General features: G+C 72.8%; 28 protein-coding genes and 1 riboswitch. Of the genes, 15 read left to right on the top strand and 13 right to left on the bottom strand.

Features of this window, described 5'->3' with window-relative positions:
• Nucleotides 1–51: 51 nt before the first annotated feature.
• Both ACKUU6_RS24470 and ACKUU6_RS24465 read right to left on the bottom strand, forming a co-directional pair.
• On the bottom strand, nucleotides 52–804 hold the full coding sequence (locus ACKUU6_RS24470) for a methyltransferase domain-containing protein (RefSeq protein ID WP_407990711.1): 753 nt from the start codon (nucleotides 802–804) through the stop codon (nucleotides 52–54).
• A gap of 93 nt (nucleotides 805–897) precedes the next feature.
• On the bottom strand, nucleotides 898–1,431 hold the full coding sequence (locus ACKUU6_RS24465; protein ID WP_407990710.1) for an SAV_6107 family HEPN domain-containing protein: 534 nt from the start codon (nucleotides 1,429–1,431) through the stop codon (nucleotides 898–900).
• 526 nt (nucleotides 1,432–1,957) lie between these two features.
• Between ACKUU6_RS24465 and ACKUU6_RS24460 the strand changes: the two genes are divergently transcribed.
• A complete protein-coding gene (locus ACKUU6_RS24460; RefSeq protein ID WP_407990709.1) occupies nucleotides 1,958–2,599 on the top strand; it encodes a DUF4126 domain-containing protein in 642 nt (213 codons plus the stop codon).
• A 7-nt stretch (nucleotides 2,600–2,606) separates the two neighbouring features.
• Here the strand turns inward: ACKUU6_RS24460 and sigJ are convergent, their stop codons facing one another.
• Nucleotides 2,607–3,491 carry an RNA polymerase sigma factor SigJ gene (sigJ, locus tag ACKUU6_RS24455; protein ID WP_407990708.1) on the bottom strand — a complete coding sequence of 295 codons (885 nt, stop codon included), beginning with the start codon at nucleotides 3,489–3,491 and terminating at the stop codon, nucleotides 2,607–2,609.
• Nucleotides 3,492–3,636: 145 nt separating this feature from the next.
• On the opposite strand from sigJ, the gene ACKUU6_RS24450 reads away from it, so the two are divergent.
• Entirely contained in the window at nucleotides 3,637–5,022 is a 1,386-nt protein-coding gene (locus ACKUU6_RS24450) for a phytoene desaturase family protein (RefSeq protein WP_407990707.1), read from the top strand.
• Nucleotides 5,023–5,029: 7 nt separating this feature from the next.
• On the opposite strand, the gene ACKUU6_RS24445 is transcribed toward ACKUU6_RS24450, so the two are convergent.
• Entirely contained in the window at nucleotides 5,030–5,386 is a 357-nt protein-coding gene (locus ACKUU6_RS24445) for a tetratricopeptide repeat protein (protein WP_407990706.1), read from the bottom strand.
• 160 nt (nucleotides 5,387–5,546) lie between these two features.
• On the opposite strand from ACKUU6_RS24445, the gene ACKUU6_RS24440 reads away from it, so the two are divergent.
• Nucleotides 5,547–5,801, top strand: coding sequence for a DUF2630 family protein (locus ACKUU6_RS24440; protein WP_407990705.1), 255 nt, complete (start codon nucleotides 5,547–5,549; stop codon nucleotides 5,799–5,801).
• Nucleotides 5,802–5,808: 7 nt separating this feature from the next.
• Here ACKUU6_RS24440 and ACKUU6_RS24435 read toward each other — a convergent pair whose 3' ends face one another.
• Complete coding sequence (locus tag ACKUU6_RS24435; protein ID WP_407990704.1) at nucleotides 5,809–6,510, bottom strand: hypothetical protein; 702 nt, start codon at nucleotides 6,508–6,510, stop codon at nucleotides 5,809–5,811.
• A gap of 86 nt (nucleotides 6,511–6,596) precedes the next feature.
• Nucleotides 6,597–7,511, bottom strand: coding sequence for a methylenetetrahydrofolate reductase [NAD(P)H] (gene metF, locus ACKUU6_RS24430; protein WP_407990703.1), 915 nt, complete (start codon nucleotides 7,509–7,511; stop codon nucleotides 6,597–6,599).
• Between the two features lie 151 nt (nucleotides 7,512–7,662).
• On the opposite strand from metF, the gene ACKUU6_RS24425 reads away from it, so the two are divergent.
• Nucleotides 7,663–8,769: a polyprenyl synthetase family protein gene (locus tag ACKUU6_RS24425; protein ID WP_407990702.1), complete on the top strand. Its 1,107-nt coding sequence runs from the start codon at nucleotides 7,663–7,665 to the stop codon at nucleotides 8,767–8,769.
• Nucleotides 8,770–8,974: 205 nt separating this feature from the next.
• Here ACKUU6_RS24425 and thiE read toward each other — a convergent pair whose 3' ends face one another.
• From thiE to ACKUU6_RS24410, 3 genes are read right to left on the bottom strand one after another with little or no spacing between them, the layout of a single operon-like run.
• Nucleotides 8,975–9,619 carry a thiamine phosphate synthase gene (thiE, locus tag ACKUU6_RS24420; protein WP_407990701.1) on the bottom strand — a complete coding sequence of 215 codons (645 nt, stop codon included), beginning with the start codon at nucleotides 9,617–9,619 and terminating at the stop codon, nucleotides 8,975–8,977.
• On the bottom strand, nucleotides 9,619–9,978 hold the full coding sequence (locus tag ACKUU6_RS24415; protein ID WP_407992223.1) for an Rv2175c family DNA-binding protein: 360 nt from the start codon (nucleotides 9,976–9,978) through the stop codon (nucleotides 9,619–9,621). The genes thiE and ACKUU6_RS24415 overlap by 1 nt, the downstream gene beginning before the upstream one ends.
• Nucleotides 9,979–9,999: 21 nt before the next feature.
• Nucleotides 10,000–11,196, bottom strand: a complete 1,197-nt coding sequence (locus tag ACKUU6_RS24410; protein WP_407990700.1) for an NAD(P)/FAD-dependent oxidoreductase — start codon at nucleotides 11,194–11,196, stop codon at nucleotides 10,000–10,002.
• A 77-nt stretch (nucleotides 11,197–11,273) separates the two neighbouring features.
• A riboswitch (TPP riboswitch) is annotated at nucleotides 11,274–11,387 on the top strand.
• Here ACKUU6_RS24410 and thiO point away from each other — a divergent pair.
• From thiO to ACKUU6_RS24385, 5 genes are all read left to right on the top strand, one after another.
• Entirely contained in the window at nucleotides 11,380–12,534 is a 1,155-nt protein-coding gene (gene thiO / locus ACKUU6_RS24405; protein WP_407992222.1) for a glycine oxidase ThiO, read from the top strand. (Overlaps the previous riboswitch by 8 nt.)
• On the top strand, nucleotides 12,531–12,749 hold the full coding sequence (gene thiS / locus ACKUU6_RS24400; RefSeq protein ID WP_407990699.1) for a sulfur carrier protein ThiS: 219 nt from the start codon (nucleotides 12,531–12,533) through the stop codon (nucleotides 12,747–12,749). Before thiO ends, thiS begins: the two co-directional genes overlap by 4 nt.
• Before the next feature lie 5 nt (nucleotides 12,750–12,754).
• Nucleotides 12,755–13,552: a thiazole synthase gene (locus ACKUU6_RS24395; protein WP_407990698.1), complete on the top strand. Its 798-nt coding sequence runs from the start codon at nucleotides 12,755–12,757 to the stop codon at nucleotides 13,550–13,552.
• 46 nt (nucleotides 13,553–13,598) lie between these two features.
• Nucleotides 13,599–14,423, top strand: a complete 825-nt coding sequence (locus ACKUU6_RS24390) for an endonuclease/exonuclease/phosphatase family protein (RefSeq protein WP_407990697.1) — start codon at nucleotides 13,599–13,601, stop codon at nucleotides 14,421–14,423.
• Between the two features lie 280 nt (nucleotides 14,424–14,703).
• A complete protein-coding gene (locus ACKUU6_RS24385) occupies nucleotides 14,704–15,843 on the top strand; it encodes a low temperature requirement protein A (RefSeq protein WP_407990696.1) in 1,140 nt (379 codons plus the stop codon).
• A gap of 7 nt (nucleotides 15,844–15,850) precedes the next feature.
• Here the strand turns inward: ACKUU6_RS24385 and ACKUU6_RS24380 are convergent, their stop codons facing one another.
• Complete coding sequence (locus ACKUU6_RS24380; protein ID WP_407990695.1) at nucleotides 15,851–16,423, bottom strand: hypothetical protein; 573 nt, start codon at nucleotides 16,421–16,423, stop codon at nucleotides 15,851–15,853.
• A gap of 16 nt (nucleotides 16,424–16,439) precedes the next feature.
• Complete coding sequence (locus ACKUU6_RS24375) at nucleotides 16,440–17,240, bottom strand: alpha/beta hydrolase (protein WP_407990694.1); 801 nt, start codon at nucleotides 17,238–17,240, stop codon at nucleotides 16,440–16,442.
• A gap of 206 nt (nucleotides 17,241–17,446) precedes the next feature.
• On the opposite strand from ACKUU6_RS24375, the gene ACKUU6_RS24370 reads away from it, so the two are divergent.
• The 3 genes from ACKUU6_RS24370 to ACKUU6_RS24360 all read left to right on the top strand — a co-directional run bounded on the left by ACKUU6_RS24370 (nucleotide 17,447) and on the right by ACKUU6_RS24360 (nucleotide 20,160).
• Complete coding sequence (locus ACKUU6_RS24370) at nucleotides 17,447–18,265, top strand: lysophospholipid acyltransferase family protein (protein ID WP_407992221.1); 819 nt, start codon at nucleotides 17,447–17,449, stop codon at nucleotides 18,263–18,265.
• A gap of 22 nt (nucleotides 18,266–18,287) precedes the next feature.
• Nucleotides 18,288–19,436, top strand: coding sequence for a MacS family sensor histidine kinase (macS, locus tag ACKUU6_RS24365; protein ID WP_407990693.1), 1,149 nt, complete (start codon nucleotides 18,288–18,290; stop codon nucleotides 19,434–19,436).
• Nucleotides 19,437–19,506: 70 nt separating this feature from the next.
• Nucleotides 19,507–20,160, top strand: a complete 654-nt coding sequence (locus tag ACKUU6_RS24360; RefSeq protein ID WP_407990692.1) for a response regulator — start codon at nucleotides 19,507–19,509, stop codon at nucleotides 20,158–20,160.
• A 39-nt stretch (nucleotides 20,161–20,199) separates the two neighbouring features.
• Here ACKUU6_RS24360 and ACKUU6_RS24355 read toward each other — a convergent pair whose 3' ends face one another.
• The gene (locus tag ACKUU6_RS24355) at nucleotides 20,200–22,134 is read right to left on the bottom strand and encodes an anthranilate synthase family protein (RefSeq protein WP_407990691.1); all 1,935 of its coding nucleotides are present in this window, start codon (nucleotides 22,132–22,134) and stop codon (nucleotides 20,200–20,202) included.
• A gap of 302 nt (nucleotides 22,135–22,436) precedes the next feature.
• Here ACKUU6_RS24355 and ACKUU6_RS24350 point away from each other — a divergent pair, with 302 nt between their 5' ends.
• On the top strand, nucleotides 22,437–23,771 hold the full coding sequence (locus ACKUU6_RS24350) for a class II 3-deoxy-7-phosphoheptulonate synthase (RefSeq protein WP_407990690.1): 1,335 nt from the start codon (nucleotides 22,437–22,439) through the stop codon (nucleotides 23,769–23,771).
• A 128-nt stretch (nucleotides 23,772–23,899) separates the two neighbouring features.
• Nucleotides 23,900–24,139 carry a (2Fe-2S)-binding protein gene (locus tag ACKUU6_RS24345; protein WP_407990689.1) on the top strand — a complete coding sequence of 80 codons (240 nt, stop codon included), beginning with the start codon at nucleotides 23,900–23,902 and terminating at the stop codon, nucleotides 24,137–24,139.
• Nucleotides 24,140–24,151: 12 nt separating this feature from the next.
• On the opposite strand, the gene bfr is transcribed toward ACKUU6_RS24345, so the two are convergent.
• Entirely contained in the window at nucleotides 24,152–24,631 is a 480-nt protein-coding gene (bfr, locus tag ACKUU6_RS24340; RefSeq protein ID WP_407990688.1) for a bacterioferritin, read from the bottom strand.
• Between the two features lie 197 nt (nucleotides 24,632–24,828).
• Between bfr and ACKUU6_RS24335 the strand changes: the two genes are divergently transcribed.
• Nucleotides 24,829–25,458 (top strand): molybdopterin-dependent oxidoreductase, encoded by a 630-nt coding sequence (locus ACKUU6_RS24335; protein WP_407990687.1) that lies wholly within the window; start codon nucleotides 24,829–24,831, stop codon nucleotides 25,456–25,458.
• Nucleotides 25,459–25,475 lie beyond the last annotated feature (17 nt).

Genomic DNA, 25,475 nt, shown 5'->3' with positions numbered 1-25,475 from the left:
GCCCGGAACGTCGGAACGAACTGGACCGGGCGGGTGAGGGGCTCCGTCCGGTCAGGCCAGCGCGGCGAGAACGTGCAGCTGGGTGGCTACGGCGTGGAACGCGGGCTGCTCGGCGGCGGCCTGCTCCAGCCGGAGCAGCGCCTCCATCGCGCCCGGCTCGGTGTCCACCAGGACGCCGGGGACGAGGTCCGCGAAGACCCGGACGCCGTGCACCGAGGTGACGGTGAGACCGGCCGCGGCGGCCAGCTCGCCGAGCTCCTCGACGCTGAACCGACGGGGCATCGGGTCCTGGGTGCCCCAGCGGCCGTCGGGGGCGTCGAGCACCGCCCTGGCGTCGTTGAAGTGGCCCGCCAGCGCGCGGGCCAGGACGGCGCCGTTCCGGTTCGCCGCCAGCAGGCTGACCAGGCCGCCCTTGGCCAGCGTCCCGGTCAGGCTGCCCAGCGCCTCGGCCGGGTCGTCCACCATCTCCAGCACGCCGTGGCAGAGCACCGCGTCCACCGTGCCGGGCTCGACCAGCTCCGGCAGGGTCTGGGTGTCGCCCTGGACGGCCCTGACCAGGTCGGTGACCCCGGCCTCGGCGGCCCGGCGCTCCAGCGCGAAGAGCGCGTCCGGGCTGGGGTCGACCACCGTCACCCGGTGGCCGAGACGGGCGACCGGCACGGCGAAGTTGCCCGTGCCGCCGCCGGTGTCGAGCACCTCGAGCACGGGCCTGCCGAGATCTCCCGCCCGCTGCTCCAGAGCGGCTCGTACCACCTCCCACACCACGGCGGTACGCAGGGCACTGCGAGGACGGGTCGGGTACACGGTGGAGGCTCCTCACCACAGCGATGTCACTGAACGCCACCACCTTAGACCGCCCGGCACATGGTGGGAGGCCCGCCCGGCGGGCGGCGCGGCTCAGGTCGCGTCGAGTGGTAAGGGCTGCTCCGGGTGGAGGTCGAGCAGGCGCTGCACCAGGCGGAGGTAGAGGGCCGTGTTCCGGATCAGGTCGTCCGCGTCGCGGGCGGAGGCGGCGTGCCTGATGCCCGCCTCCGCGGCGGCCCGGCGGCGGGCGCCGGCCGCGAAGTAGGCGGCCCATTCGGCCAGCTCGGGCGCCACCTCGGGCAGCACCTCCCAGGCGCTGCGGATGGCCTGCCGCCGCCGGGTGCGCTTCTCCGGGCGCCCCCGGACGGCCAGCACGGCCGCGGTGGTGCGCAGCGCGGCGAGGTGCGCGGTGGCGTAGCGCTGGAGCGGGTCCTCGTACTGGCGGGACTGGATCAGGGTGAGCTCGGCGTGCCGGAGCAGGTCCAGCGCGGCGGGCGGTGCGGCGGCCCGGCGCGGGACGGGGTGGATGTCGGCGCCCCGCACCGGCCGGGCGGGCGCGGGCACCAGGGGGGCGGGCAGGGATGGGACGGGCAGCAGTGGGGCGGTCTCGGGCTGACTGATGGTCATGCGATCCCCCGGTCCACGGCGGGTGACCCGGGCCGGCTGACCCGAGCCCCTCCATCGTGTACGACGGCACTGACAATCCGGTCGGAAGGGACGCGAAGGCGCCCCCGCCCGACCGGGCGGAAGCGCCCCGCTGTTCCCCCGTTGATCCCCCCCAGGTCCCCCGGGTCCCCCGTCGCCGGACGTTCCCCCCGTGCCCCCCGGTCCGCCGCCCCGTGTCGGCGGTCCGTGGGCCGGTGTCCGGCTTCGGTGTCGCGGCCCGAGGTGCCCGTCGGTCCCCCACAGTCCGTGGGCGGGTCGGGCCGCTGCCGGGAGCGGAGCTGACGGCCCGTCGTCCCGGTGGCCCCAACTCTGCCGTTCCCGCAGGTCGGAGGCCATCCGCTGAAGTACTCAAGTGATGATCTGAGTATCCGTACTCAACTTCCCGCACCCCGGAACCGCACCCGCCCCGGCGGCGTCCTGACCCGCCGGGGGAGGCACCGGATACGGTGAGCCCCGAACGTCGACAGGCTTCACTGAGGGGGAACGGATGAGCGTCGTCCCGTTGGTCTTCACCAGCGGCTGGGCGAGTGGGATCAACGCCTACGCGGTGGTGCTGCTGCTCGGGCTGCTGGGCCGGTTCGGCGGCGCCGACTCGGTGCCGCCGACGCTGGAGCGCACCGACGTGCTGGTCGCCGCCGCCGTGCTCTTCCTCTGCGAGGCGGTGGCCGACAAGATCCCGTACGTGGACTCGGTCTGGGACGTGATCCACACCGTGATCCGCCCGATCGCCGGTGCCACCATCGGCGCCCTGCTGGCCAGTCAAGACCCGGGCTCGCTCGGCGAGGTGGCGGCCGGGGCGATGGGCGGCACCACCGCCCTGATCAGCCACGGCATCAAGGCCTCGCTCCGGATGGCGATCAACACCTCACCCGAACCCGCCAGCAACATCGTGGCCAGCATCGCCGAGGACCTGTCGGTGGCGGGCCTGGTCACCCTGGCGATCTTCCACCCGTGGCTGGCCGCCTCGGCTGCCGCCGTCCTGATACTGGCCGGCGCCCTGCTGGTCTGGTTCGCGGTCTCCCGGATCCGCCGCTTCGTCGTCCGCCGCCGCGAGCGGAAGGCCAACCGCTCCGCCCCCCGCCAACCGGTTCCGGCGGCGGGTGACGGAGCGAGCCGGGTCCCGTACTGACGCGGCGTCAGCCGGCCAGGAAGGACACGTCGATCCCGGCCAGCCGGTCGGGATCGGCCAGCAGGTTGATCTCGGTGATCCGCCCGTCCCTGATGGTCATCCCCATCACCGAGTGCGCCCTGCCGTCGGGCACGCCGACCAGGCCGACCCCGCCGTTGACCAGCGCGGGCCGGGAGTACGGGGCCATCGCGGAGAACATCAGCGCCTGGCTCGCCACCGCGTGGGCCCCGCGGATCAGCCTGGACGCGCCCGCCAGGCCGCCCGGGCCAGTGTCGGCGCGGAGCAGCACGTCCGGGTCCAGCACCGAGAGCAGCGCCTCGAAGTCTCCGGCCCTGGCGGCGGCCATGAACGCCTCGACCACCACCCGCTGCCGCCCGATGTCCCGCTCCGGCACGGTCGCGCCCTGGACCTTGCGCCGGGCCCGGCTGGCCAGCTGCCGGGTGGCGGCGGGCTCCCGGTCGACGATCGGGGCTATCGACTCGAACGGCACGGCGAACATGTCGTGCAGCACGAAGGCCACCCGCTCGGCGGGCGGCAGGGTGTCGAGCACTACCAGCATCGCCAGGCCGACCGAGTCGGCGAGCAGCGCCTGCTGCTCCGGGTCCACCACGTCCAACTCGCCGACCACCGGGTCGGGTACGTGGTGATCGAGGGTGTCCTCGCGGCGCGACTTACGGCTCCGCAGCTGGTCCAGACAGACCCGGCCCACCACGGTGGTCAGCCAGGCCGGGAGGTTCCTGACCTCCGTCACGTCGGCCCGCTCCAGCCGGAACCAGGCTTCCTGGACGGCGTCCTCGGCCTCGTTCACCGAGCCCAGCATCCGGTAGGCCACGGCTCGGAGTCGGGTCCGCTCCGCCTCGAACCGCTCGGCCAGTCGGTCCAGCTCGCTCATCTGTCACATCCGCTCGTCGGGATCCGTCGATACTCGGGAGGAATCAGCCTGACGATATGACAACAAAAGCCGCACCAGGGTGGTTTTCGCCGGTCCCGCCCACCCCTCGACCGGCCTCCGTCACGAACGCATAGGATCGGGCCCCATGGCACGGATCGTCATCATCGGCGCTGGAATGAGCGGTCTGGCCGCCGCCGCACGACTGGCCACCCTGGGCCACCGGGTGACGGTCTGTGAGGCGGGGCCGACGTACGGCGGGGAGATCGGCCGGTACGAGCGCGACGGGTTCGCCTTCGACACCGGTCCCACCCTGCTGGCGCTGCCCGCCGTCTACCGCGACCTCGCGCTGAAGACCGGCAAGGAGCCGCTGGAACAGCTGGTCGAGCTCTCCCCGGTCGAGCCGGAGAGCCGCCACCTGTTCCCGGACGGCACCGACCTGTTGCTGCCGAACGCCTCCCGGGGCGGCGTCGTCCAGGCCCTGGACACCGCCTTCGGCCCCGGCTCGGGCGAGCGCTGGAGCGAAGTGATGAACCGGGCCCGCACGGTCTGGGAGGCCACCCGCCGCCCGTTGCTGGAGGAACCCCTCCCGGCGGATCCGGCCCCGCTGCACACCGACCCCTACCCCACCGCCCCCCGTCGCGGCCTGGCCCGGCTGCGCCGGACACCCTCCCCCACCGTGGCCGGGGTGGCGGCCGCCGAGCTCGGCGGCGCGGGCCCTACCGCGCTGCTGTACGAGTACGCGCTGCGCTACGGGCTCGATCCCCGCACCGCCCCGGCCGGGGCGACCTTGCTGGCGTACATGGAGCAGTCCTTCGGCGTCTGGTCCGTCGGCGGCGGGATGCGCGCGCTGGCCGACGCGGTGTTCCGCCGCTGCGAGCAGCGCGGGGTGGAGTTCCACTTCGACACCGCCGTCACCGAGGTGCTGGAGGCCGATGGCCGGGTCACCGGGGTGGCCGCTGGGGAGCGCCGGTTCGAGGCCGACACCGTGCTGTCCGCCCGCGCCGAGGACACGCCCGCGACCCGGCCGGGCCAGGCCAGGCTGACCGTCCTGCTGGCGCTCCGCGGCGAGCGGCCGCCGGGCGCCGCCGTCCGCACCGTGGTGCACGCCCGGGACACCGCCGCCGAGCTCACCGAGCTCTTCGACGCCGCCGAGTTCCCCCGCCACCCGACCGTCCAGGTGCACCGGCCGGCCGACCCGACGCTCGCCCCCGCCGGCCACGAGGCGGTCACCCTGACTGTCACCGTCCCTCCGGTGGCGGTGCCCGAGGACTACCCCGCCCACCTGCTCGACCACCTCGCGGCGGCCGGTCTCGACCTCCGCGACCGGATCCGCTGGATCGAGCCGCTCGCCCCCGGCCGGACCCAGCCGCTGCCCTCGCTTGCCGGGGCGGGCGGCAGCTTCCTCAGCCCGCCGAACGAGACCGGCCTCGCCGGCCTGTACCGGATCGGCGCGGCCGCCCACCCCGGCGGCGGACTGGCCCGCGCCGGGATGTCGGCCTCGATCGTGGCGGGCCTGGTCGGCCCCGCCTGACGGCCCCTCAGTCGACCAGGTTGGCCGCCTGTACCGCGTACACCGCGCCCTCCGCCGAGGGCTCGCCCATCGCCCGGGCGAGCTTGCGGTAGCGGGCGGCCTCGTCGGCCTGCCCCCGGCGCTCCAGGGTGCGCCCGAGCACCTCGTAGGCCCAGCCGTTGCCCGGGTCCAGCTCGATCAGCCGCCGGAACGCCTGCTCCGCCCGGCTCAGCTGGGCGCTGTGGAAGTAGGACCGCGCGAGCAGCTCGACGGCGGCCCGGTTCTCCGGCTCGGCCTCGACGATCGGGGCGAGGATCCCGGCCGCTCCGCTGTAGTCCTTCGACTCGAAGAACAGGCCGGCCCGCTGGTACTCCTGGTAGCTCATGGTGGTGGTTCTCCTTCCGCTTCCGGCGGCGTCAACCGAAGCGGCCGTCCGGGTGTTCCCGGCATGCGCGGGGCCGGGCGCGGGCCGAGGATGAGCGGTGTCCGCAGAGCCCACGCCCAGCGGGCCGCACCGCAGCGGTCCGCCCCCCAGGAGGCCCCTCATGACCGGCCAGGAGAACGCCGACATCCTCGGCTCGATCGGCAAGCTGGTGGACGCCGAGAAGCAGCTGCGCGCCCGCCTCGCGGACGGCACCGCCGACGAGGGGCCCGCCCGGGAGGAGCTGGCCGCGCTGGAGGTCCAGCTCGACCAGTGCTGGGACCTGCTGCGGCAGCGCCGCGCCCGCACCGAGTTCGGCGAGGACCCGGACACCGCACGGGTCCGCCCGGCCGCCGAGGTCGAGGGCTACGAGTCCTGACGGTGCGTCAGATCTGCTGCTGGTAGTTCCAGTTCTGCTGCTCGGGCTGCTCGGGCTGGTACTGCTGCGGGACGACGGGCTGCTGCCACTCGACCTGCTGGTGGTAACCCTGGTCGTAGTACTGCTGCTGTTGCTGCTGCGGCTGGGCGTACGGGTCCTGGTACTGGTACTGCTGCTGCTCGTAGCCGTACTGCGGCTGCTGGTAGCCCTGGTCGTAGTAGGGCTGCTGGTAGTAGTCGGCAGCGTAGACGCCCTCCTCCACCACCGCGACCGGCTCGGCGGCCAGCTCCTGCATCTGCTCGAACTCGTACGCCACCGGCGCCTGTTCGGGCTCGATCGGGCCGACCTCGCCGACCTGCTGGACCACCTCGGCGGCCTCCTCCGGCTCGCCACCGGTGGCGGCGCTGAGCAGCGGCACCTTGGCCAGCGGCCCCGGCAGCGCACCGTCCGGACGGCGCAGCGACCAGCCGTCGACGTAGCCGCGCTTGACCGAGAGGGTGACCAGCACCTGGCCGGCCGCGAACAGGGCGGCCCCGGCGCCGATCACCAGCACCGAGGAGAGCGTCATCCCGGCGACCACGGCGAGGAATCCGCCGAGGGCCACCGCACGCCAGTGCAGCGGGGCCCGGTTCTGCAGCAGCAGCTCGGCGGCCAACCAGAGCGCCACCACCGCGAGCGCGGCGTACAGCAACAGGAACCCGATGCCCATACCGCGACCTCCGACGTCACCGATCCCCGCGCGTTGCGGTGACTGTACAGGCTCGGCGCTCCCGGGCCCACATCCCGGGACCGACCTCAGCGCTGGTGCAGACCGAGGTTCTGGTAGATCTCCAGGGTCGCCGTCGAGTGGTTGAGCGTGATGAAGTGCAGTCCGGGCGCGCCCTCGGCGAGCAGCCGCTCGGCCATCGCGGTGGCGTGCTCGATACCGATCGCGCGGACCGCCGCCGGGTCCTCGGCGACCGCCTCGAACCGGCTCTGCAGCTCAGGGGGGAACGCCGATCCCGAGAGCTGCGGGAAGCGGGTGAGCTGGCGGATGTTGGTGACCGGCATGATCTCCGGGATGATCGGCGTCGAGCAGCCCGCCGCGGCGACCCGGTCGCGCAGCCGCAGGTAGTCCTCCACCTCGAAGAACATCTGGGTGATCGCGTAGTCGGCACCGGCCCGGCACTTGGCGACGAAGTTCCGGATGTCGTCGTCCCAGTTCTCCGAACGGGGGTGCATCGACGGGAAGGCCGCCACCCCGACGCAGAAGTCGCCGATGCCCTTGATCAGCTCGACCAGCTCGTACGCGTACTCCACACCCTGCGGGTGCCTGACCCACTCGCCCTCGGGGTCGCCGGGCGGGTCACCGCGGACCGCCAGCACGTTGCGGACGCCCTGGTCCGCGTACTGGCCGATGATGTTGCGCAGCTCGGCCACCGAGTGGTCGACGGCGGTCAGGTGCGCGACCGGGGTCAGGGTGGTCTCGGTGGCGATCCGGCCGACCAGGTCGACGGTCCGTCCGCGCGAGGAGCCACCGGCGCCGTACGTCATGCAGACGAAGTTGGGGTCCAGCGACTCGACCCGGCGGATCGCGTCCCAGAGCTTGGACTCGCCGGCCTCGGTCCGCGGCGGCATGAACTCGAAGGAGAAGGAGCGGTCGCCTGCCGCCAGCAGGTCGCGGACGGTCTCCGCCCGGTCTGTTCTGGTGGAGGGGATACCGAGTGCCATGTTGGCAGACTAGCCGGGCTCGCGAAGGGCCTGACAAACCTGGTCCACGTGCTGAGACACCACTGCCCCGTTCGGCGGACGGGCACGCGTCGGGGGTTGACCAGGCCCGGTTACGCTGATCTCCTCCCCCTCCTCGACTCCGGAGTCCATCGTGCCCTCGCCCACCGCCCGGCCGGTCAGCCCCATCGACGTGGAGGACGTCCGCGAGCGCGTCAACGCGGCGCTGGCGGTCTTCATGGCCGAGCAGACCGAGCTGCTCGCCACGGTCTCCGACCAGCTGACGCCCGCCGCCGACGCACTGCGCGAGTTCCTGCTGGACGGCGGCAAGCGGCTGCGGCCCGCGTTCTGCTACTGGGGCTGGCGCGGGGCGGGCGGCGCCGCCGACTCGGCGGGCATCCCCCGGGCCGCCGCCGCCCTGGAACTCCTCCAGGCCAGCGCCCTGGTCCACGACGACCTGATGGACCGCAGCGACACCCGGCGCGGCCTGCCCTCGATCCACCGCAGGTTCGAGGCCCTGCACCGGGACCGCGGCTGGCGCGGCGACCGCGAGCAGTACGGCGCCTCGGCGGCGGTGCTGCTCGGTGACCTGCTGCTGATCTGGTGCGACGAGCTCTTCCTGCGGTCCGGCCTGCCCGCCGAGCGGGTGCTCGCCGCCAAGCCCGCCTTCGACCTGATGCGCACCGAGGTGATGGTCGGTCAGTACCTGGACGTCCTGGAGCCGGTCGCCGGGGACTCCGCCGACGACGGCGCGCTGGAGCGGGCGCAGACCGTGCTGCACTACAAGTCGGCGAAGTACACCATCGAGCGCCCGCTCCAGGTCGGCGCCCTGCTGGCCGGGGCGAGCCCGGAACTGGTCGCCGCCTACTCGGCCTTCGGCCTCCCGCTGGGCGAGGCGTTCCAGCTGCGGGACGATCTGCTCGGCGTCTTCGGCGACCCGGCCGTCACCGGAAAGCCGGCCGGCGACGACCTCCGCGAGGGCAAGCGCACCCTGCTGATCGCCCACGCCATGCGGGGCCTCTCCAAGGCGGACGCCACCCAGCTGGACGAGCGGCTCGGCGCACCGGACCTGACGGCGGAGGAGGTGCCGGAGCTGCGGCGGCTGGTGGAACGCAGCGGCGCCGCCGAAACCGTCGAACGCCGGATCGACGAACTGATGACCCAGTCCCTCGCCGCCCTCGACGCAGCCCCCCTGGCGGCGGGCCCCACCCGGGCCACCCTGCTGGCCCTCGCCGAGGCCGCAACGGTCCGGAAGTACTGAGGCAAGCCTTTTGCAGGGCGCCCAGTTGCACTGTCCAGAGGCCCGGAGCTCTGCTGATGTGCGGCTCCGCCGCCGGGGCGAGGCGACGTGGCACTCGGGCCAAAATGCAAAGTGCCCGACCAGGTACGTACGTGGAACGCTCCTGAGGTCGGCTCCGCAGTTCCCCGGGCCCCTGGACAGTGCAACCTTGGGCTGTAGAGAAAGCTCAGGCGCCGCGTACCCTGCGCGCCAGCTCCGCCGCCGCCGCACCCGGGTCCTCCGCCGCCGTGATGGCGCGGACCACGACCACGCGGGTGGCACCCGCGGCGAGCACCTCGTCCAGGTTGCCCAGGTCGATGCCGCCGATCGCGAACCAGGGGCGATCCGTGACGGCCTTCGCCGCGTACGAGACCAGGCCAAGGCCGGGGGCGTGGCGGCCGGGCTTGGTGGGGGTGGGCCAGACCGGGCCGGTGCAGAAGTAGTCGATGCCCGGTTCGGCGATCGCCCCGTCCACCTCCGCCTCGGCGTGGCAGGACCGGCCGAAGATCACGTCGTCGCCGAGGATCGCCCGGGCGGCGGGCACCGGCAGGTCGTCCTGGCCGAGGTGCAGGACGTCGGGGCGGGCCGCGTGCGCGACGTCGGCCCGGTCGTTGACCGAGAAGAGCCTGCCGTGCCTGCGGGCGGCGTCGGCGAAGACCTCCAGGTACTCCAGCTCCTGCTTCGCCTCCAGGCCCTTGTCCCGGAGCTGGACGATGTCCACCCCGTTGGCCAGCACGGCGTCGAGGAACTCCGGCAGGTCGCCCTGCACGCGGCGGGCGTCGGTGCACAGGTACAGCCGGGCGTCGGCCAGCCGCGTGCGGGCGTCCGTCATCAGATCAGCTCCGCCTGGGCCCGGCGCTTGACCTCGGTGCCGCGGTTCTCGACCAGGGCCTCGATCGGGCTGCCGGGCAGCGAGGGCTGCTCGGTGAACAGCCACTCCAGGATCTCCTCGTCGGTGAACTTGGCGTCCCGCAGCAGCGTCAGCGTGCCGGAGAGGTGCTTCACCAGGCCGGGGCCGTCGATGAAGGCCGCGGGCACCTGGAGGGACTTGTTCGGACCGCGGCGGACCGCGATCAGCTTTCCGGACTTCACCAGGTCGCGGACCTCGGTGACGGGGACACCCCACTGCTCACTGATGTCGGGCAGGTACATCCATGCGGGGACCAGGGATTCGATCTTCGACGTCGTCATCTCGCTCACGGCACCAGAATCTCACAGCGCGTCCGGGCCGACCGCCGCCTTCAGCTGCACCGACGGGTCGGCGGCCGCCACCGGGTCCAGGCCGAGGCCGCGCTCGATCAGCTTCTTCGCCTGGTTGACGTCGCGCGGCCGGTCCACCGAGAGCAGCCCGGTCAGCCGCCCGTCGCGGAGCCAGAGCACCGTCCAGGCCGGGTCCTCGGCCGAGCCGCGCCAGAGCATCAGGTCGGTCTCGGCATGCCGTCCGGCGTACTGGACCATCCGTCCGAACTGCTCCGACCAGAAGTACGGCACCGGGTCGTACGGCGTGCCCGCCCCGAGCACCGAGGCGGCTACCGCCCGGCCGGACTGCAGCGCGTGGTCCCAGTGTTGGACGTTCAGCCGGGCGCCCAGCCGGGCCGACGGGTACGAGACGCAGTCCCCGGCCGCCCAGACGCCGGGTAGCGAGGTGCGCAGCTGATCGTCCGTCAGGACCGCCCCGGCCCGGTCCAGCTCCACCGGCGAACCCGCCAGCCAGCCGGTCGCCGGGCGGGCGCCGATGCCGACCACCACCTCGTCGGCGGCCAGCTCGGTGCCGTCCGCGAGCAGCACCGCACCCGGCTCGACCGCCGCCACCCCGACCCCGCAGCGCAGCTCGACCCCGGCGTCGGCGTACCACCGCGTCATCAGGCCACCGAGCTCGGCGGGCAGCGCCCCGGCCAGCGGCGTCGCGCCGGCCTCCACCACCGTCACCCGGCAGCCGAGCTGCCGAGCCACCGTGGCGGTCTCGGCACCGATCCAGCCGGCCCCGACCAGCACCAGGTGCCGACCGGGCCGCAGGCTCGCGCGCAGCGCCAGCGCGTCGTCGAGGGTGCGCAGCGTCCGGGCGCCGGGCAGGGTGACCGGCTTGGCGCCGGTGGCGATCACCAGGGCGTCGTACGGCAGCGCACCCTGGTCGGTGTGCAGCAGGCCCGGTTCCAGGCCGATGGCCCGCCGTCCCGACAGCAGCTCGACACCGGTCCAGTCGACGTCCAGCGTGGTGCTGTCGCGCTGCCCGAGCAGCACGTCCTTGGAGAGCGGCGGCCGGTCGTACGGCAGCTCGCGTTCTGCCCCGACCAGGGTGACCGGACCGGCCCAGCCCCCCTGCCGCAGGGCCAGCGCGGCCTGCGCACCCGCCATGCCGCTGCCGACCACGATCATCTGTTCCCCCGTCAGCTCCGCCACACCGGCCACCCTACCCACCCGACCCACCCGGGTCGTCCGGCCCTCGAACAGTGCCTTCGGGCTGCCCGGGGGCCGGGGATATGGTGGGTTCCGTTACACGGGAGCCCGGTGCACCGGGCTGAGAGGCGGGCTGAGGCGGCCTGCGACCGTCCGAACCTGATCCGGGTCATACCGGCGAAGGGAGAGCGAAATATTTTGACACGCACCGAGAGCGATGTCCTGGTCATCGGCGGCGGAATCATCGGCCTCGCGGTCGCCTGGCGGACCGCCCAGCGCGGCCTCCGGGTCACCGTGGTCGATCCGGCGCCCGGGCGGGGCGCGGCCCAGGTCGCGGCCGGCATGCTGGCCCCGGTCACCGAGCTGCAGTACGGCGAGGAGCCGCTGCTCCGGCTGGGCATGGCCTCCAACGACCGCTACCGCGACTTCGTCGCCGAGCTCGCCGACCTGACCGAGCTGGACACCGGCTACCGCGAGACCGGCACTCTGGCCGTCGCCCTGGACTCCGACGACCGGGCCGAGCTGCGCGAGCTGCACGGGTTCCAGCAGCGGCTGGGCCTGGAGTCGCACTGGCTGACCGGCCGCGAGTGCCGCAGGCTCGAACCGATGCTGGCCCCGGGCGTCCGGGGCGGCCTGCACGTGACGGGCGACCACCAGGTGGACGGCCGACGGCTGGCCGCCGCCCTGGTGCTGGCCTGTGAACGCTCCGGCGTCACCCTGCACCGGTCATCGGTCGCCGAACTGCTGCTGACCGGCGACCGGGCCACCGGCGTCCTGCTGAGCAGCGGCGAACGGCTGACGGCCGCTCAGCTGGTACTGGCGGCGGGCCCGCACAGCCACCTGCTGCCCGGCCTGCCCGCCGGGGTGCTGCCGCCGGTCCGCCCGGTGAAGGGGCAGGTGCTGCGGCTGCGGGTGCCGGAGCCGTACCGGCCGTTCCTGTCCCGCAACGTCCGGGCCGTGGTGCGCGGGCAGCACATCTACCTGGTGCCCAGGGCCGACGGGGAGCTGGTGATCGGCGCGACCAGCGAGGAGCAGGGCTACGACACCACCGTCACGGCGGGCGGCGTCTACGAACTGCTCAGGGACGCGCACGAGCTGGTCCCCGGCCTGACCGAACTGCCGCTGGTGGAGACCGGCGCGGGCCTGCGGCCGGGATCGCCGGACAACGCCCCGCTGCTCGGCCCGACCGCCCTGCCCGGCCTGGTGGCGGCCACCGGCCACTACCGCAACGGCGTGCTGCTCACCCCGGTGACCGCCGACCTGATCGCCGAGCACCTGGCCACCGGCACCGTACCGGCGCTGGCCGCCCCCTTCTCCCCCAGCCGCTTCACCCCGAAGGCCGCCGCATGAACGCCATGAACGAGCTGTCGCTGACCGTCAACGGCACTCCCCGCCAGGTACCGCCGCGCACCACGCTGGCCGAGCTGGTCGCCACCCTCAGCACCGCCCCGACCGGCGTGGCGGCCGCGCTGAACGAGGCCGTCGTGCCGCGCTCCGCCTGGGGAACCACCGCACTCGACGCGGGCGACCGGGTCGAGATCCTCACCGCAGTCCAGGGAGGCTGACCGCCATGGCCGACGACACCCTCACCATCGCCGGGGTCACCTTCGACTCCCGGCTGATCATGGGCACCGGCGGTGCCCCGAGCCTGGAGGTCCTGGAGCAGGCGCTCCGGGTCTCCGGCACCGAGCTGACCACCGTCGCGATGCGCCGGGTCGACCCCGGCACCCAGGGCTCGGTACTGGACGTGCTGACCCGCAACAACATCCGGGTGCTGCCGAACACGGCCGGCTGCTACACCGCCGGCGAGGCCGTGCTGACCGCCCGGCTGGCCCGCGAGGCGCTCGGCACCGACTGGGTGAAGCTGGAGGTGATCGCCGACGAACGGACCCTGCTGCCCGACCCGATCGAGCTGCTGGACGCCGCCGAAACGCTGGTCGACGACGGCTTCACGGTGCTCCCGTACACCAACGACGACCCGGTGCTGGCCCGCAAGCTGGAGGACGTGGGCTGCGCGGCGATCATGCCGCTCGGCTCGCCGATCGGCTCCGGGCTCGGCATCCGCAACCCGCACAACTTCCAGCTGATCGTGGCGAGCGCGGGCGTCCCGGTGATCCTGGACGCGGGCGCGGGCACCGCCTCCGACGTGGCACTGGCGATGGAGCTGGGCTGCTCGGCGGTGATGCTCGCCTCCGCCGTGACCCGGGCCCAGGATCCGGTCCTGATGGCCGACGCGATGCGCCGCGCCACCGAGGCGGGCCGACTGGCGTACCGAGCCGGCCGCATCCCCCGCCGCTTCCACGCCGAAGCCTCCTCCGCCATGGCCGGACTCGCCGACCTGGACACCCGCGAACGGCCCGCCTTCTGACGGTGGGTCACCTAGCATCTAGCTCGTGGTCCTGAGGAGGTAACCCATGCCGAGCACCGGCGACCGACGTGAAGCGGGCGGGGCAGGTACCCGGACGCCGCTCCCACCCCAGCCGATCGTCGGAGGGGCCCGACTTCCCGAGTCCGGTACCGAGCCCGACGGGGCGCAGGTGGTCCGGCTGCTCAGTTACAACGTCCGTTCGCTGCGCGACGACCGCGAGGCGCTGGTGCGGGTGGTCCGGGCCTGCCGGCCGGATCTGGTCTGTGTCCAGGAGTCGCCCCGGTACTGGCGGCCCGAGGGGCAGGCGGCCTGGCTGGCCAGGAGCACCGGCACGGTGATCCTCTCCGGTGGCGGCCGGATCGCCGCCGGGCCGCTGCTGCTCGGGCGGCTGGCGGTCGACGTGCTGGAGGTCAGGGACCGGCTGCTGCCGAAGACCCGGGGCCTGCACGCCCGCGGCTTCGCCACCGCGAAGCTACGGATCGGCCGGTCCGCGCCGTTCGTGCTGACCAGCTGCCATTTGAGCCTGGACCCGGACGAGCGGCTGAAGCAGTTCGCACTGCTCCCCGCCCAGGCCGAGGAGGGCGAACCCGCCGTGATCGCGGGCGACTTCAACGAGCACCCGGACGGCCCCGGCTGGCAGCGCCTCGCAGCGACGTACCAGGACGGCCACGTGGTGGCCCCCTGGGGCGGCACCAACACGTCGGTGCCCGCCAACCCCTACCAGCGGATCGACGCCGTCTTCGCCTCCCCCGGCGTCACCGTGCTCGCCTGCGGCGTCCCGCACGGACTCCCGGACGTCGACCCCGCCGACCTGCTCGCGGCCACCGACCACCTGCCCCTGCTGGCCGTCCTGCGGCTGCCACCGGGCTAGGCCCTGTCCGGGCGATCTTGCCGGGCGTGCGACGTCGGACCCGCCGCGCCGGCGGCTGATGTCACAGCCCGGCTGGGCGCACGGCCGGAGCGCCCAAGTACGAACCAGTACGAGGCCGTTCCGGCCGCACGCCCAGCCGGGCGCCCGACGCCGCACGCTGACCCGACAAGATCGCCCGGACAGGGCCTGGGACCGGAGCGGGGCCCAGACGGGTCAATCCCGCCGACCCCGCCCGTGCGCCTGCGGCGGTGGCCGGAAGGGCGGTCCGCAGAGTGGGCGGATGAGCGAAGCGGAGGAGGACGACCACCGGGCCGGCTGGTTCGAGCTCTTCTTCGACCTGGTCTTCGTGGTGACGGTCAGCCTGCTGGCGCAGGGTCTGCACGGCGACCCAGCGGCCAAGGACTTCCTGACCTTCCTGGTGCTGTTCTTCCCGGCCTGGTGGGCCTGGGCGAACCTGACGGTGACCGTGAACGTCTTCGGCTCGGGCAGCAGCCGGATCAGGACCGTCCTGCTGGCCGCGATGCCCGGCCTCGGCCTGATGGCGGCGGCCGCACCCGAGGGCCTGGGCGACCGGGCCTGGGCGTACGCGCTCGGCGCCGCCTGGATCCGGCTGCTGTTCTTCGCGCTCTGGTTCGGCCGGTCGAGGGAGCCGGGCAGCCCGCTGCCGCTCTGGCGGCCGATGCTCTACTGCCTGGTGCCCGCGCTGCTCTGGGCGGTGTCGGCGGCGGTCCCCGACCCAGGACGGTTCGTGCTCTGGGGCGTGGCGACGGCGCTGGAGGTGGTGCTGCTGGTGGTGCAGGCCGGGATGACCCAGGGCTTCTACGACCGGCTGACGGTCGAGCACCTGGTGGAGCGGATCGGCCTGTTCGTGGTCATCGTGCTCGGGGAGAGCGTCTTCACCACGGTCTCCGCGCTGGCCGACCACTTCACCGGGCCGTCCGCGACGGCCGCCCTGTTCGGCTTCCTGGTAGCCGCCGAGCTCGCCCTGATCTTCTTCACCTGGGGCACCGGCAGCGCCGCCCGGGGCCTCACCCGGGCGCAGAGCGGTCACGCCGTCCGGGCGATCCGGGACACCGTGATGTACCTGCCGTTCGTCCTGGTCTCCGGCATCACGGTGATCGCCGCCGCGCTCGGCACCGCCGTCGCCGAACCGGACCACCCGCTGCCGGCCGGCGCCCGCTGGGCGCTCTGCGGCGGGGTACTGGCCTTCTACACCGCCAACGCGGCGATCTCGCTGCGCTACGGCGACGCGCCCGGCACCGTGGTGCGCTGGTACGTGCCCTGCCTGGTGCTGACGCCCGGAGTGCTGCTGCCCGCCGCCCTGCACCTGCCGGCCTGGGGCGCGGTGGGCTGTGCGGCGGGCCTGGTCCTGCTGCTGGCGAAGCTCTCCGCGCTCAGCCGCGGCCGGACGGTCTCCTGACCGCCCGTCAGACCACCGCTCCGCCGTTCGGGTCCTCGGGCTCGTCCTCGTCGCGGTCCTTCATCCGGGCCATCAGCGTGACGAAGCCGCCGAGGAAGGCGCTGACGCCGACCCAGGCCGGCCAGCCGGCCACCTCGCGCCAGACCAGTGCGTCGAACAGCAGCAGCGCCGGGCCGCCGAGCACCGCGAGCCAGGCGAACCTGGCCGTGGTGTCCATCGGCGGCAGCGGCGGCGGCTCGGGCGGGATGTAGTGGCCCTCGTCCGGGTCCTCGGCCGCCACGTAGTTCCGCGGGTCGCCGGTGTCCGGGCGGGACCGGGGCTGCGGGGCGAAGTCGTCCAGCTCGCCCTTGGGCGCGCGCCGGACCTCCTTGGCCCGGAGGTTCTCGACCTCCGGCCACTCCGGGTTGTTGAGGTCGACCGGGTCGTCGAACTGCGCCACCAACGCGGCGAAGATCGCGTCCTGCTCGGCCTGGCTGCCCCCCACCGGGCGGCGTGCGGGCGGGTCGGACTCCCCCGTCGGCTCGGGCTTCGCCCGGCCGTCCAGGGGTAGTTCCTCGTCGTCGCCCGCGGTGTTGTTCATCTGCACTGCCGGCCCTTCAGCCCAGGTGGTCCTCGGCGCTCGCGTCCGCGGCGCTCGCGTCCACGTGGACCGCCGGGGTCAGCCGCCGGACGAAGTCGAGGCTTGCCTCGACGATCAGTCCGGCGTCGTGGTCCAGCGTGGCCACGTGGTAGCTGCGCTCGCAGAGCAGCTCGGTCACATCGGTCGAGGATATCCGGGCCAGCACCAACTCGGAGTTGGCCGGGGAGACCACGTGGTCCTGCGGGCTGTGCAGCAGCAGCACCGGCTGCCGTACGTCGGGCAGCTCCGCCTGCACCGTCCGCCACAGTCGGGCCAGTGACCAGGCGGCGTGCAGCGGCGTCCGGTCGTAGCCGATCTCGTACGAGCCGGGCTTGGCGATGTCGTTCGCCACCCCGGCCAGGCTCGGGACCACGTGCCGGAGCACCGGCAACAGCACACTTGCGGGGTTGTCGGAACGCACGGACGGGTTGACGAGCACCAGTCCGGCCACCGCCGCGCCCTGCCGGGCGGTCAGCCGCAGGGCGAGCGCGCCGCCCATCGAGAGGGCGCAGACGAAGACCTGGTCGCACTCGGCGGCCAGCTCCTTGAAGGCCCGCTCGACCTCGGCGTACCAGTCCTCCCAGCGGGTCAGCTGCATGTCCTGCCAGCGGGTGCCGTGGCCGGGGAGCAGCGGCAGCGAGACCGTGTACCCGGCGGCGGCGAACTCCTCCGCCCACGGGCGCAGCGACTGCGGCGAGCCGGTGAAGCCGTGCACGAACAGCACGCCCGTCCGGCCCCCCTGGTGGCGGAACGGCTCGGCTCCGGGCAGCAACGGCATCGGCGGGCTCCTTCGCGGGTGCGCGGCCGTCCGGGCCTTGACGGAACGTCGGTGGCGGGCCCTGGCGGCGACTTCTGGCACTGGCAGGCGAATCGTCCCACGGTCGGCTGCGACTCGTACAGACCCACCGGTGCGTACGGGACCGGAAGGAAGCATTAGGATCGACCGGTCCGCACAACAGGAGGCCCCGGTTGTTCTACCGACTGATGAAGATGATCGTCGCACCGCTGCTGCGGATCTTCTTCCGGCCTTGGATCGAGGGTGCCGACAACATCCCCGATGACGGCCCCGCGATCATCGCGAGCAACCACCTGTCGTTCTCGGACTCGTTCTTCCTGCCTGCCCTGATGAAGCGCCGGGTGACCTTCATCGCCAAGGCGGAGTACTTCAACACCCCTGGCATCAAGGGCAAGTTGACGGCCGCCTTCTTCAAGGGCGTCGGTCAGCTCCCGGTGGACCGCTCGGGCGTCCGGGGCGCCGGTGAGGCCGCGATCCGCAGCGCCGTCGCGGTGATCGAGCGCGGCGAGCTGTTCGGGGTCTACCCGGAGGGCACCCGCTCTCCCGACGGCAAGCTCTACCGGGGCAAGGTCGGCGGCCTGGCCCGGGTCGCGCTGGCCACCGGTGCGCCGGTGATCCCGGTCGCGATGATCGACACCGAGAAGGTCCAGCCACCCGGCCAGGTGATGCCGAACTTCGGCGTCCGCCCCGGCATCCGGATCGGCCGCCCGCTCGACTTCTCCCGCTACCACGGCATGGAGAACGACCGCTTCATCCTCCGTTCCGTGACGGACGAGGTGATGTACGAGATCATGCGGCTGTCCGGCCAGGAGTACGTCGACATCTACGCGACCGCCGCCAAGCGGCAGATGGCCGAGGACAAGAAGCGCTCCGACGCCGAGCGCAGGGCCGAGCAGAAGGCGGTCAAGGCGCAGCAGGAGGCCGAGAAGAAGGCCGCCGAGGCCGAGGCCGCCGCCGAAGCCGCCGCGCAGGCCGAGAAGACCGAGAAGGACGCCTCGGCCGAGTAGACCGTCCGACCGAGGGGGAACGATGGCCGACCACCGGCCGGGGTACGGCGGCACGCTGGCCGTCGGCGGCATGTCGGTCGAGATGCCGCTCTGGCGGGCCATCTCGTTCTTCCGGGTGATGGCCCTGACGTACGCGGTGCTCCGCTACTTCAGCTCCTACCGGGACTTCCTGCACCCGGTCTCCGGCTGGATCTTCCTCGGTGCGCTGACCCTCTGGACGCTGGCCAGCACCCGGTCCTTCGCCGGTCCGCAGCGCTGCACCTGGTACGTCCTGGCCACCGACCTGGCCTTCGCGGTGACCGGCATCGTGATGAGTGGCGTGATCGACACCGCCGCCCGGATCCATGCCGGCGCCCCCACCCTGCCGACCATCTGGGCGGCGGGCAGCGTCCTGGGCTTCGCCGGCAAGGGCGGCTGGCGCTGGGCCGCCTTCGCCGGGGCGGTGGTCGGGGTCGCCAACATCGCCGGGCACGGCGGGATCACCCCGGACAACCTGCACAACATCGTGCTGCTGATGGTCGCGGGCTGCGCCATCGGCTACGTGATCGAACTGGCCCGGGCCGGCGAGACCGCCCTCACCCGCGCGCTCCAGGTCGAGGCCGCCACCCGGGAACGCGAGCGCCTCTCCCGGGACATCCACGACGGAGTGCTCCAGGTGCTCGCGCTGGTCCAGCGCCGGGAGGGCGACCTCGGCGAGCTCGGTCGGCTGGCGGGCGAACAGGAGCGGGCGTTGCGCGCCCTGATGACGGGCGGTCAGTCCGCTCCGGACGCGGCCGAGCAGGATCTCCGGGCTCTGCTCGGCCGGTACGCCGACGATCGGATCACCCTCTCCGCCCCCGCCACCCCGGTCCCGCTGCCCGGCCGGGTCGCCGCCGAGCTGTCCGCCGCCGTCGGCGCCGCCGTGGACAACGTCCGCCGGCACGCGGGCGCGTCGGCCCGGGCCTGGATCCTGGTCGAGGACGAACCGGACACGGTCACCGTGAGCATCCGCGACGACGGCCCCGGCTACCCGGCCGGGCGGCTGGCCGAGGCGGAGCAGGCCGGCCGGCTCGGCGTCTCCCAGTCCATCCGGGGCCGCCTGCTGGACCTCGGCGGCACCGCCGAGCTGTACTCCGCCCCGGGCGAGGGCGTCGAGATCGAACTCCGGGTCCCGCGTCAGGGGCGTTCCTGACCCTCCCACGGCTTCCGCTAGCCTCACCGCAGCTGCCCGTACCGTCCCACCCACTGCCGAGGAGGTCCTGATGGACGCTCAGGTCCGGATCATGGTGGTCGACGACCACCCGATGTGGCGCGAGGCGGTCTCCCGGGACCTGGCCGACGCCGGGTTCGACGTAGTGGCCACCGCCGGGGACGGTGAGGAGGCGGTCCGCCGGGCTCGGGCCAGCAGCCCCCAGGTGATCGTGCTCGACCTCAACCTGCCCACCCTCCCGGGTGTCGAGGTCTGCCGCCAGGCCGTCGCCCAGGACCCGGGCGTCCGGGTGCTGGTGCTCTCCGCCAGCGGCGAGCACGCCGACGTCCTGGAGGCGGTGAAGTCCGGCGCCACCGGCTACCTGGTGAAGTCCGCCCACCGGGACGAGCTGATCGACGCCGTCCGCCGCACCGCCCTCGGCGACCCGGTCTTCACCCCCGGCCTGGCCGGCCTGGTCCTCGGCGAGTTCCGCCGCCTGGCCACCGGGCCGTCCGCCCCCTCCGCGCCCCAGCTGACCACCCGGGAGACCGAGGTGCTCCGGCTGGTCGCCAAGGGCCTGTCGTACCGTCAGATCGCCGACCGCCTGGTGCTCTCCCACCGCACCGTGCAGAACCACGTGCAGAACACCCTCGGCAAACTCCAGCTCCACAACCGCGTCGAACTGGTCCGCTACGCGATCGAACAGGGCCTGGACGACGCGCTCTAGGGCCGGACAGGCCCAGGCGAGCGCGCCGCCGACCCACCGTCAGACCATCACAGCGCCCATGCCCGCGAGCAGTTCGGCGACCAGGACGACCCCCTCCCGGGTGAGCACCGATTCGGGGTGGAACTGCAGGGTGACGAAGCCGGGGCCGCGCAGGGCGTGCACGTCGGTGGAGTCGTCGGCCCGGGCCACCTCGATGCCCTCCAGAGCCAGCCGGGCCGCGTCGGCGTCGGTGCAGCGGGAGGTGAAGGTGTTGTAGAAGCCGACCGTCCTGCGGGTGCCGAACAGGTCGATGCTCTCCTGGGCACCCTGGTAGGGGACGGCCTTGCGGGCCAGCGGCAGTCCGAGTTCGGCGGAGACCAGCTGGTGGCTGAGGCAGACCGCGAGCAGCGGAGCGGTCCGGGTACCGCTGCGGGCGGCGGACAGCGCCTCCGCGACGATCGGCCGCAGGATCGCCATCTTGGCGTCCGCCCGGTCGGCCGGGTCGCCGGGGCCGGGGCCGAGCACCAGTGGTCCGTCGTGCGCCGCCACCAGTGCGCGCAGGCCAGGGGTGTCGAAGCGCAGCACCCGGACCCGGTGGCCGAGCGAGGTGAGCAGGTGGGACAGCATCGAGGTGAAGGTGTCCTCGCCGTCCACCACCAGGGTCTCCCGTTCGGCGGTGGCGGTGGCGGGCTGCTGCATCCGCAGCCAGAACGGCGCGAGCCTGGTGCGGCGGGAGTCCAGCGCGGCCTGCACCCGGTGGTCGTCGGCCAGCACCGGACCACCGCGCCGGACGCTGCGGTGGGCGGGCGCCGGGCGGGCGCCGATCGCGGTGAGCACCCCGGCGGCCTTGGCGTGCGTCTCGGCCACCTCGGAGTCGGGGTCGGAGTGCCGCACCAGGGTCGCCCCGGCCCGGACCACCAGGCCGCCGGTGGGGTCGATGTCGACGGTGCGGATGCAGATCGGCGAGTCGAGCTGCTGGGCGCCGCTGGCGGTGCGGCCGATCAGGGCCAGCGCGCCGGAGTAGTAGCCGCGTCCGGTGCGCTCGTAGCGCTTGATCACCCGGGTGGCGTTCTGCACCGGGCTGCCGGTCACGGTGGCGGCGAACATGGTCTCCTTGAGCACCTCCCTGACGTCCAGTGAGGTCCGGCCGCGCAGCTCGTACTCGGTGTGCGCGAGGTGGGCCATCTCCTTGAGCCGGGGGCCGAGCACCTGGCCGCCGAGGTCGCCGACGGTGCACATCATCTTGAGCTCCTCGTCGACCACCATGGTGAGCTCCTCCAGCTCCTTGGGGTCGTTCAGGAAGTCCAGCAGCGAGTCGATGCCCGGGCCCTCGGCCGGATAGCGGTACGTCCCGGAGATCGGGTTCATCACCACGGTGCCGCCGCTCTGCCGGACGTGGACCTCCGGCGAGGCGCCGACCAGGTACCTCTCCCCGGTGTGCACCAGGAAGGTCCAGTACGCCCCGCGCTCCTGGTCCAGCAGACGGCGGAACAGACCGAGCGGGGTGGCCGGGCCGAAGTCGTCCAGCCGCGCGGTGAAGTCACGCCGGATCACGAAGTTGGCGCCCTCGCCCCGGCCGATCTCGTCCGCGATCACGGTCCGGACGGTCTCGGCGTACGCGCTGTCGTCGATGTCGAACGAGCCGCCGGTGAGCGAGATCGACGGCTGCGGCAGCGCGGCCAGCACCTCGGCCAGTGGGAAGACGTACTGCTCCTCGACCCGGATCGCCTGCAGCGGGGTGCCGTCGTCGTGCGCCTCGAAGCCGCGCTCGCGGATCTGCCGGTACGGGACCAGGGCGAGCAGGTCGTGCCGCCCGCCGTCGGCCGGCGCCCCGAGCGGCACCGGCAGGTCGGCCAGCTCCTCGTGGACGCCGACGGTGCCGATCAGGACCTCGATGGTGTCGGGCGTGTGCCGGGGGGCGCGGCGGTGCAGCAGCGCGTACGCGGGGGCGTCGGCGGCGGAGAGGCGGTGCAGCAGCGAGGTGAGGCTGGTCACGGTTCGACTGGTCCTTCCGGGAGGCGTGCGGGATGGGGTTCCGCTTCCGGGGAGGGCCGACCGACTCTGGATACGCCGACGGCCGCCCCGAGGGGCGGCCGTCGTGTGCGTCTAGGAACGCTCGACTTGTGGACCACCCACGGGGTTGGTCCACCACCAGGAGAAGGTGTGCGGCGCGTTCACGGGGCTGAGCCTAACCCAGATCGGGGACAGCTGAGGGTGTTCGGCTGATTGTCCATCAGGTGTCTCACCCATCGGGCGGTGTGCCGGAGTTTCCGGCGCAAACCCGTAGCCTTGTGCCTGTGACCGTGACAAATCAGCACTCCTGGCAGTCTTTGCCCGCGGCGCAGCAGCCTGAATGGCCGGATCAAGAGGCGCTGCGCAAGGCTCTTGCGGACCTCGCCTCGTATCCGCCACTCGTCTTCGCCGGCGAGTGCGACCAGCTGCGTGCCCGGCTCGGTGCCGTGGCACGTGGTGAGGCGTTCCTGCTGCAGGGCGGCGACTGCGCCGAGGCTTTCGACGGCGTCTCCGCCGACCACATCCGCAACAAGCTGAAGACCCTGCTCCAGATGGCCGCCGTACTCACGTACGCGGCGTCGGTGCCGGTCGTGAAGGTCGGCCGGATCGCGGGCCAGTACTCCAAGCCGCGTTCCAAGTCGACCGAGACCCGGGACGGCGTGACGCTGCCGGTCTACCGGGGCGACTCGGTCAACGGCTTCGACTTCACCCCCGAGTCCCGGATCCCGGACCCGGAGCGCCTCAAGCGGATGTACAACGCCTCCGCGGCGACGCTCAACCTGGTCCGGGCCTTCACCACCGGTGGTTACGCCGACCTGCGCCAGGTGCACGCCTGGAACCAGGACTTCGTGCGCAACTCCCCGGCCGGGCAGCGCTACGAGCAGCTGGCGCGCGAGATCGACAACGCGCTCGCCTTCATGAACGCCTGCGGGGTGGCCCCGGAGGAGTTCAGGACGGTCGAGTTCTACTCCTCGCACGAGGCCCTGGTGCTGGACTACGAGACGGCGCTGACCCGCGTCGACTCGCGCACCGGTGACCTGTACGACGTCTCCGGCCACATGGTCTGGATCGGTGAGCGCACCCGTCAGCTCGACCACGCGCACATCGAGTTCGCCTCGAAGATCCGCAACCCGATCGGCGTGAAGCTCGGCCCGACCACCTCGGTCGACGAGGCGCTCACCCTGATCGAGAAACTGGACCCGGACCGCGAGCCCGGCCGCCTCACCTTCATCACCCGGATGGGCGCGGGCAAGATCCGCGAGCACCTGCCCACCCTGGTGGAGAAGGTCACCGCCTCCGGCGCCCAGCCGGTGTGGATCTGCGACCCGATGCACGGCAACACCTTCGAGGCCTCCAGCGGTCACAAGACCCGCAGCTTCGACGACGTGCTCGACGAGGTCCAGGGCTTCTTCGAGGTGCACCGCGGCCTCGGCACCCACCCGGGCGGCATCCACGTCGAGCTCACCGGTGACGACGTCACCGAGTGCGTCGGCGGCGGCGACGAGGTGCTGGTCGACGACCTGCACCAGCGCTACGAGACGGCCTGCGACCCGCGCCTGAACCGCAGCCAGTCGCTGGACCTGGCCTTCCAGGTGTCCGAGCTGTACCGGGGTCACTGACCCCCGATGTGACGAAGGCCCCTCCGCTTTCCGGAAGACGGACCGCGGAGGGGCTTTTTCACACCCGCATTCATGGGTAAGGTAAGGCTTAGCTGAATGCGCCGCCTAGCCCCCCGGGAGTCACCGCGATGTACGTGTGCATGTGCCATGCGGTCACCGAGGCCCAGGTCAAGCAGCAGATCGACGAGGGCGCCCAGACCCCGCGCGAGATAGCCAAGGGCTGCAAGGCCGGTACGGACTGCGGCTCCTGCGTCCGCCGGATCCAGGCCCTGCTCGGGGAGCACGGGGCCCGCCCCTGCCCGACAGCCAGGCTGGCCGCCAAGCTCGGTCTGGCCGAGCCCGAGCAGCCGGCCGCCCGGGCCGCCTGACCGACGCCGGGGTCAGCTCTCGGGCTGCTCGATGAGCTGTGCCAGGTAGAGCGCCTCGCCGAGCCGCTCCAGCAGTTCGAGCTGGGTGTCCAGGTAGTCGATGTGGTGTTCCTCGTCCGCCAGGATCGACTCGAAGATGTTGGCCGAGGTGACGTCGTTCTTGGCCCGCATCACCACGATGCCGCGCTTGAGCCGGTCGATCGCCTCGACCTCGACCTGGCGGTCCGCCTCGAACATCTCCTTGACGGTCTGGCCGACCCGGACGTGGAACAGCCGCTGGTAGTTGGGCAGCCCGTCCAGGAAGAGGATGCGGTCGGTCAGCGTCTCCGCGTGCTTCATCTCGTCGAACGACTCGTGCCGGGTGTACTTGGCGAGCTTGGTCCAGCCGAAGTTCTCCTGCATCTTGGCGTGCAGGAAGTACTGGTTGATGGCGGTCAGCTCGGCGGTGAGCTGCTCGTTGAGGAATTCGATGACCTCGGCGTCGCCCTTCATGGCGGTGCCCTCCTGCTCTTCGTCTACAACACACGCGGAACCACGGCTGACCGCATCGTGGCACTGTCCCGGGCGTAATTTCCAGTAAGTTCACACTTACCGGCAGATGTATCAGAACATCCGATTTATACCGTTCGAGTGAGAGTGCGCCGAGGGGCGCGCGCGGCGGGGCGCCCGCCGTCTGTCACCATGGAGCCATGGGTCAGTCAGAACGCGAAGAGCTCCAGCCGCCTGACCCGAGACTCCCTCCCGGCCAGCGGCTGCAGCGCGGCTGGCCGGTGCTGCACTACGGTCCGGTGCCCCGGTTCAAGCCGCTGACCTGGGACTTCCAGGTGTTCGGGGCCACCGCCTCGGCGGAGAAGCACAGGTGGGACTTCGAGGGCTTCCACGCCCTGCCCCGGGTCACCGTGCGCGGCGACTTCCACTGCGTGACCCGGTTCTCGATGCTCGACAACGAGTGGAGCGGGATCGCCGCCGCCACCGTGCTCGAACGGGTGCCGCCCGCCGACCACGTCACCCATGTGATGGTCTGGGCCGAGTACGGCTACAGCGCCAACCTCACCCTCGCCGAGTTCGCCGCCCCCTCGACCGTCTTCGCCACCCACCACGACGGCCGGCCGCTCACCGTGGAGCACGGCTTCCCGGTCCGGCTGGTGGTCCCCGACCGGTACGCCTGGAAGGGCCCCAAGTGGGTCCGCGCGGTCGAGTACATGCGGGCCGACCGCCGGGGCTTCTGGGAGGAGCGCGGCTACCACAACCTGGCCGACCCCTGGGCCGAGCAGCGCTACTCCTACCAGGAGGAGCCGGGCGACGGCCCGCTGCGCTGAGAGCCGGGCGTACCGGG

It is taken from the genome of Kitasatospora sp. CMC57, assembly GCF_045866025.2.
GTDB lineage: Bacteria > Actinomycetota > Actinomycetes > Streptomycetales > Streptomycetaceae > Kitasatospora.
This window is presented reverse-complemented; position numbering and strand designations above follow the sequence as displayed.

Excerpts from the sequence above, each read along its gene's own strand:
- ACKUU6_RS24465 (WP_407990710.1), bottom strand. The coding sequence starts at position 1,431 with ATGACCATCAGTCAGCCCGAGACCGCCCCACTGCTGCCCGTCCCATCC.
- ACKUU6_RS24460 (WP_407990709.1), top strand. The coding sequence starts at position 1,958 with ATGAGCGTCGTCCCGTTGGTCTTCACCAGCGGCTGGGCGAGTGGGATC.
- sigJ (WP_407990708.1), bottom strand. The coding sequence starts at position 3,491 with ATGAGCGAGCTGGACCGACTGGCCGAGCGGTTCGAGGCGGAGCGGACC.
- ACKUU6_RS24450 (WP_407990707.1), top strand. The coding sequence starts at position 3,637 with ATGGCACGGATCGTCATCATCGGCGCTGGAATGAGCGGTCTGGCCGCC.
- ACKUU6_RS24445 (WP_407990706.1), bottom strand. The coding sequence starts at position 5,386 with ATGAGCTACCAGGAGTACCAGCGGGCCGGCCTGTTCTTCGAGTCGAAG.
- ACKUU6_RS24440 (WP_407990705.1), top strand. The coding sequence starts at position 5,547 with ATGACCGGCCAGGAGAACGCCGACATCCTCGGCTCGATCGGCAAGCTG.
- ACKUU6_RS24435 (WP_407990704.1), bottom strand. The coding sequence starts at position 6,510 with ATGGGCATCGGGTTCCTGTTGCTGTACGCCGCGCTCGCGGTGGTGGCG.
- metF (WP_407990703.1), bottom strand. The coding sequence starts at position 7,511 with ATGGCACTCGGTATCCCCTCCACCAGAACAGACCGGGCGGAGACCGTC.
- thiE (WP_407990701.1), bottom strand. The coding sequence starts at position 9,619 with ATGACGGACGCCCGCACGCGGCTGGCCGACGCCCGGCTGTACCTGTGC.
- ACKUU6_RS24415 (WP_407992223.1), bottom strand. The coding sequence starts at position 9,978 with ATGACGACGTCGAAGATCGAATCCCTGGTCCCCGCATGGATGTACCTG.
- thiS (WP_407990699.1), top strand. The coding sequence starts at position 12,531 with ATGAACGCCATGAACGAGCTGTCGCTGACCGTCAACGGCACTCCCCGC.
- ACKUU6_RS24395 (WP_407990698.1), top strand. The coding sequence starts at position 12,755 with ATGGCCGACGACACCCTCACCATCGCCGGGGTCACCTTCGACTCCCGG.
- ACKUU6_RS24390 (WP_407990697.1), top strand. The coding sequence starts at position 13,599 with ATGCCGAGCACCGGCGACCGACGTGAAGCGGGCGGGGCAGGTACCCGG.
- ACKUU6_RS24385 (WP_407990696.1), top strand. The coding sequence starts at position 14,704 with ATGAGCGAAGCGGAGGAGGACGACCACCGGGCCGGCTGGTTCGAGCTC.
- ACKUU6_RS24380 (WP_407990695.1), bottom strand. The coding sequence starts at position 16,423 with ATGAACAACACCGCGGGCGACGACGAGGAACTACCCCTGGACGGCCGG.
- ACKUU6_RS24375 (WP_407990694.1), bottom strand. The coding sequence starts at position 17,240 with ATGCCGTTGCTGCCCGGAGCCGAGCCGTTCCGCCACCAGGGGGGCCGG.
- ACKUU6_RS24370 (WP_407992221.1), top strand. The coding sequence starts at position 17,447 with ATGAAGATGATCGTCGCACCGCTGCTGCGGATCTTCTTCCGGCCTTGG.
- macS (WP_407990693.1), top strand. The coding sequence starts at position 18,288 with ATGGCCGACCACCGGCCGGGGTACGGCGGCACGCTGGCCGTCGGCGGC.
- ACKUU6_RS24360 (WP_407990692.1), top strand. The coding sequence starts at position 19,507 with ATGGACGCTCAGGTCCGGATCATGGTGGTCGACGACCACCCGATGTGG.
- ACKUU6_RS24345 (WP_407990689.1), top strand. The coding sequence starts at position 23,900 with ATGTACGTGTGCATGTGCCATGCGGTCACCGAGGCCCAGGTCAAGCAG.
- bfr (WP_407990688.1), bottom strand. The coding sequence starts at position 24,631 with ATGAAGGGCGACGCCGAGGTCATCGAATTCCTCAACGAGCAGCTCACC.
- ACKUU6_RS24335 (WP_407990687.1), top strand. The coding sequence starts at position 24,829 with ATGGGTCAGTCAGAACGCGAAGAGCTCCAGCCGCCTGACCCGAGACTC.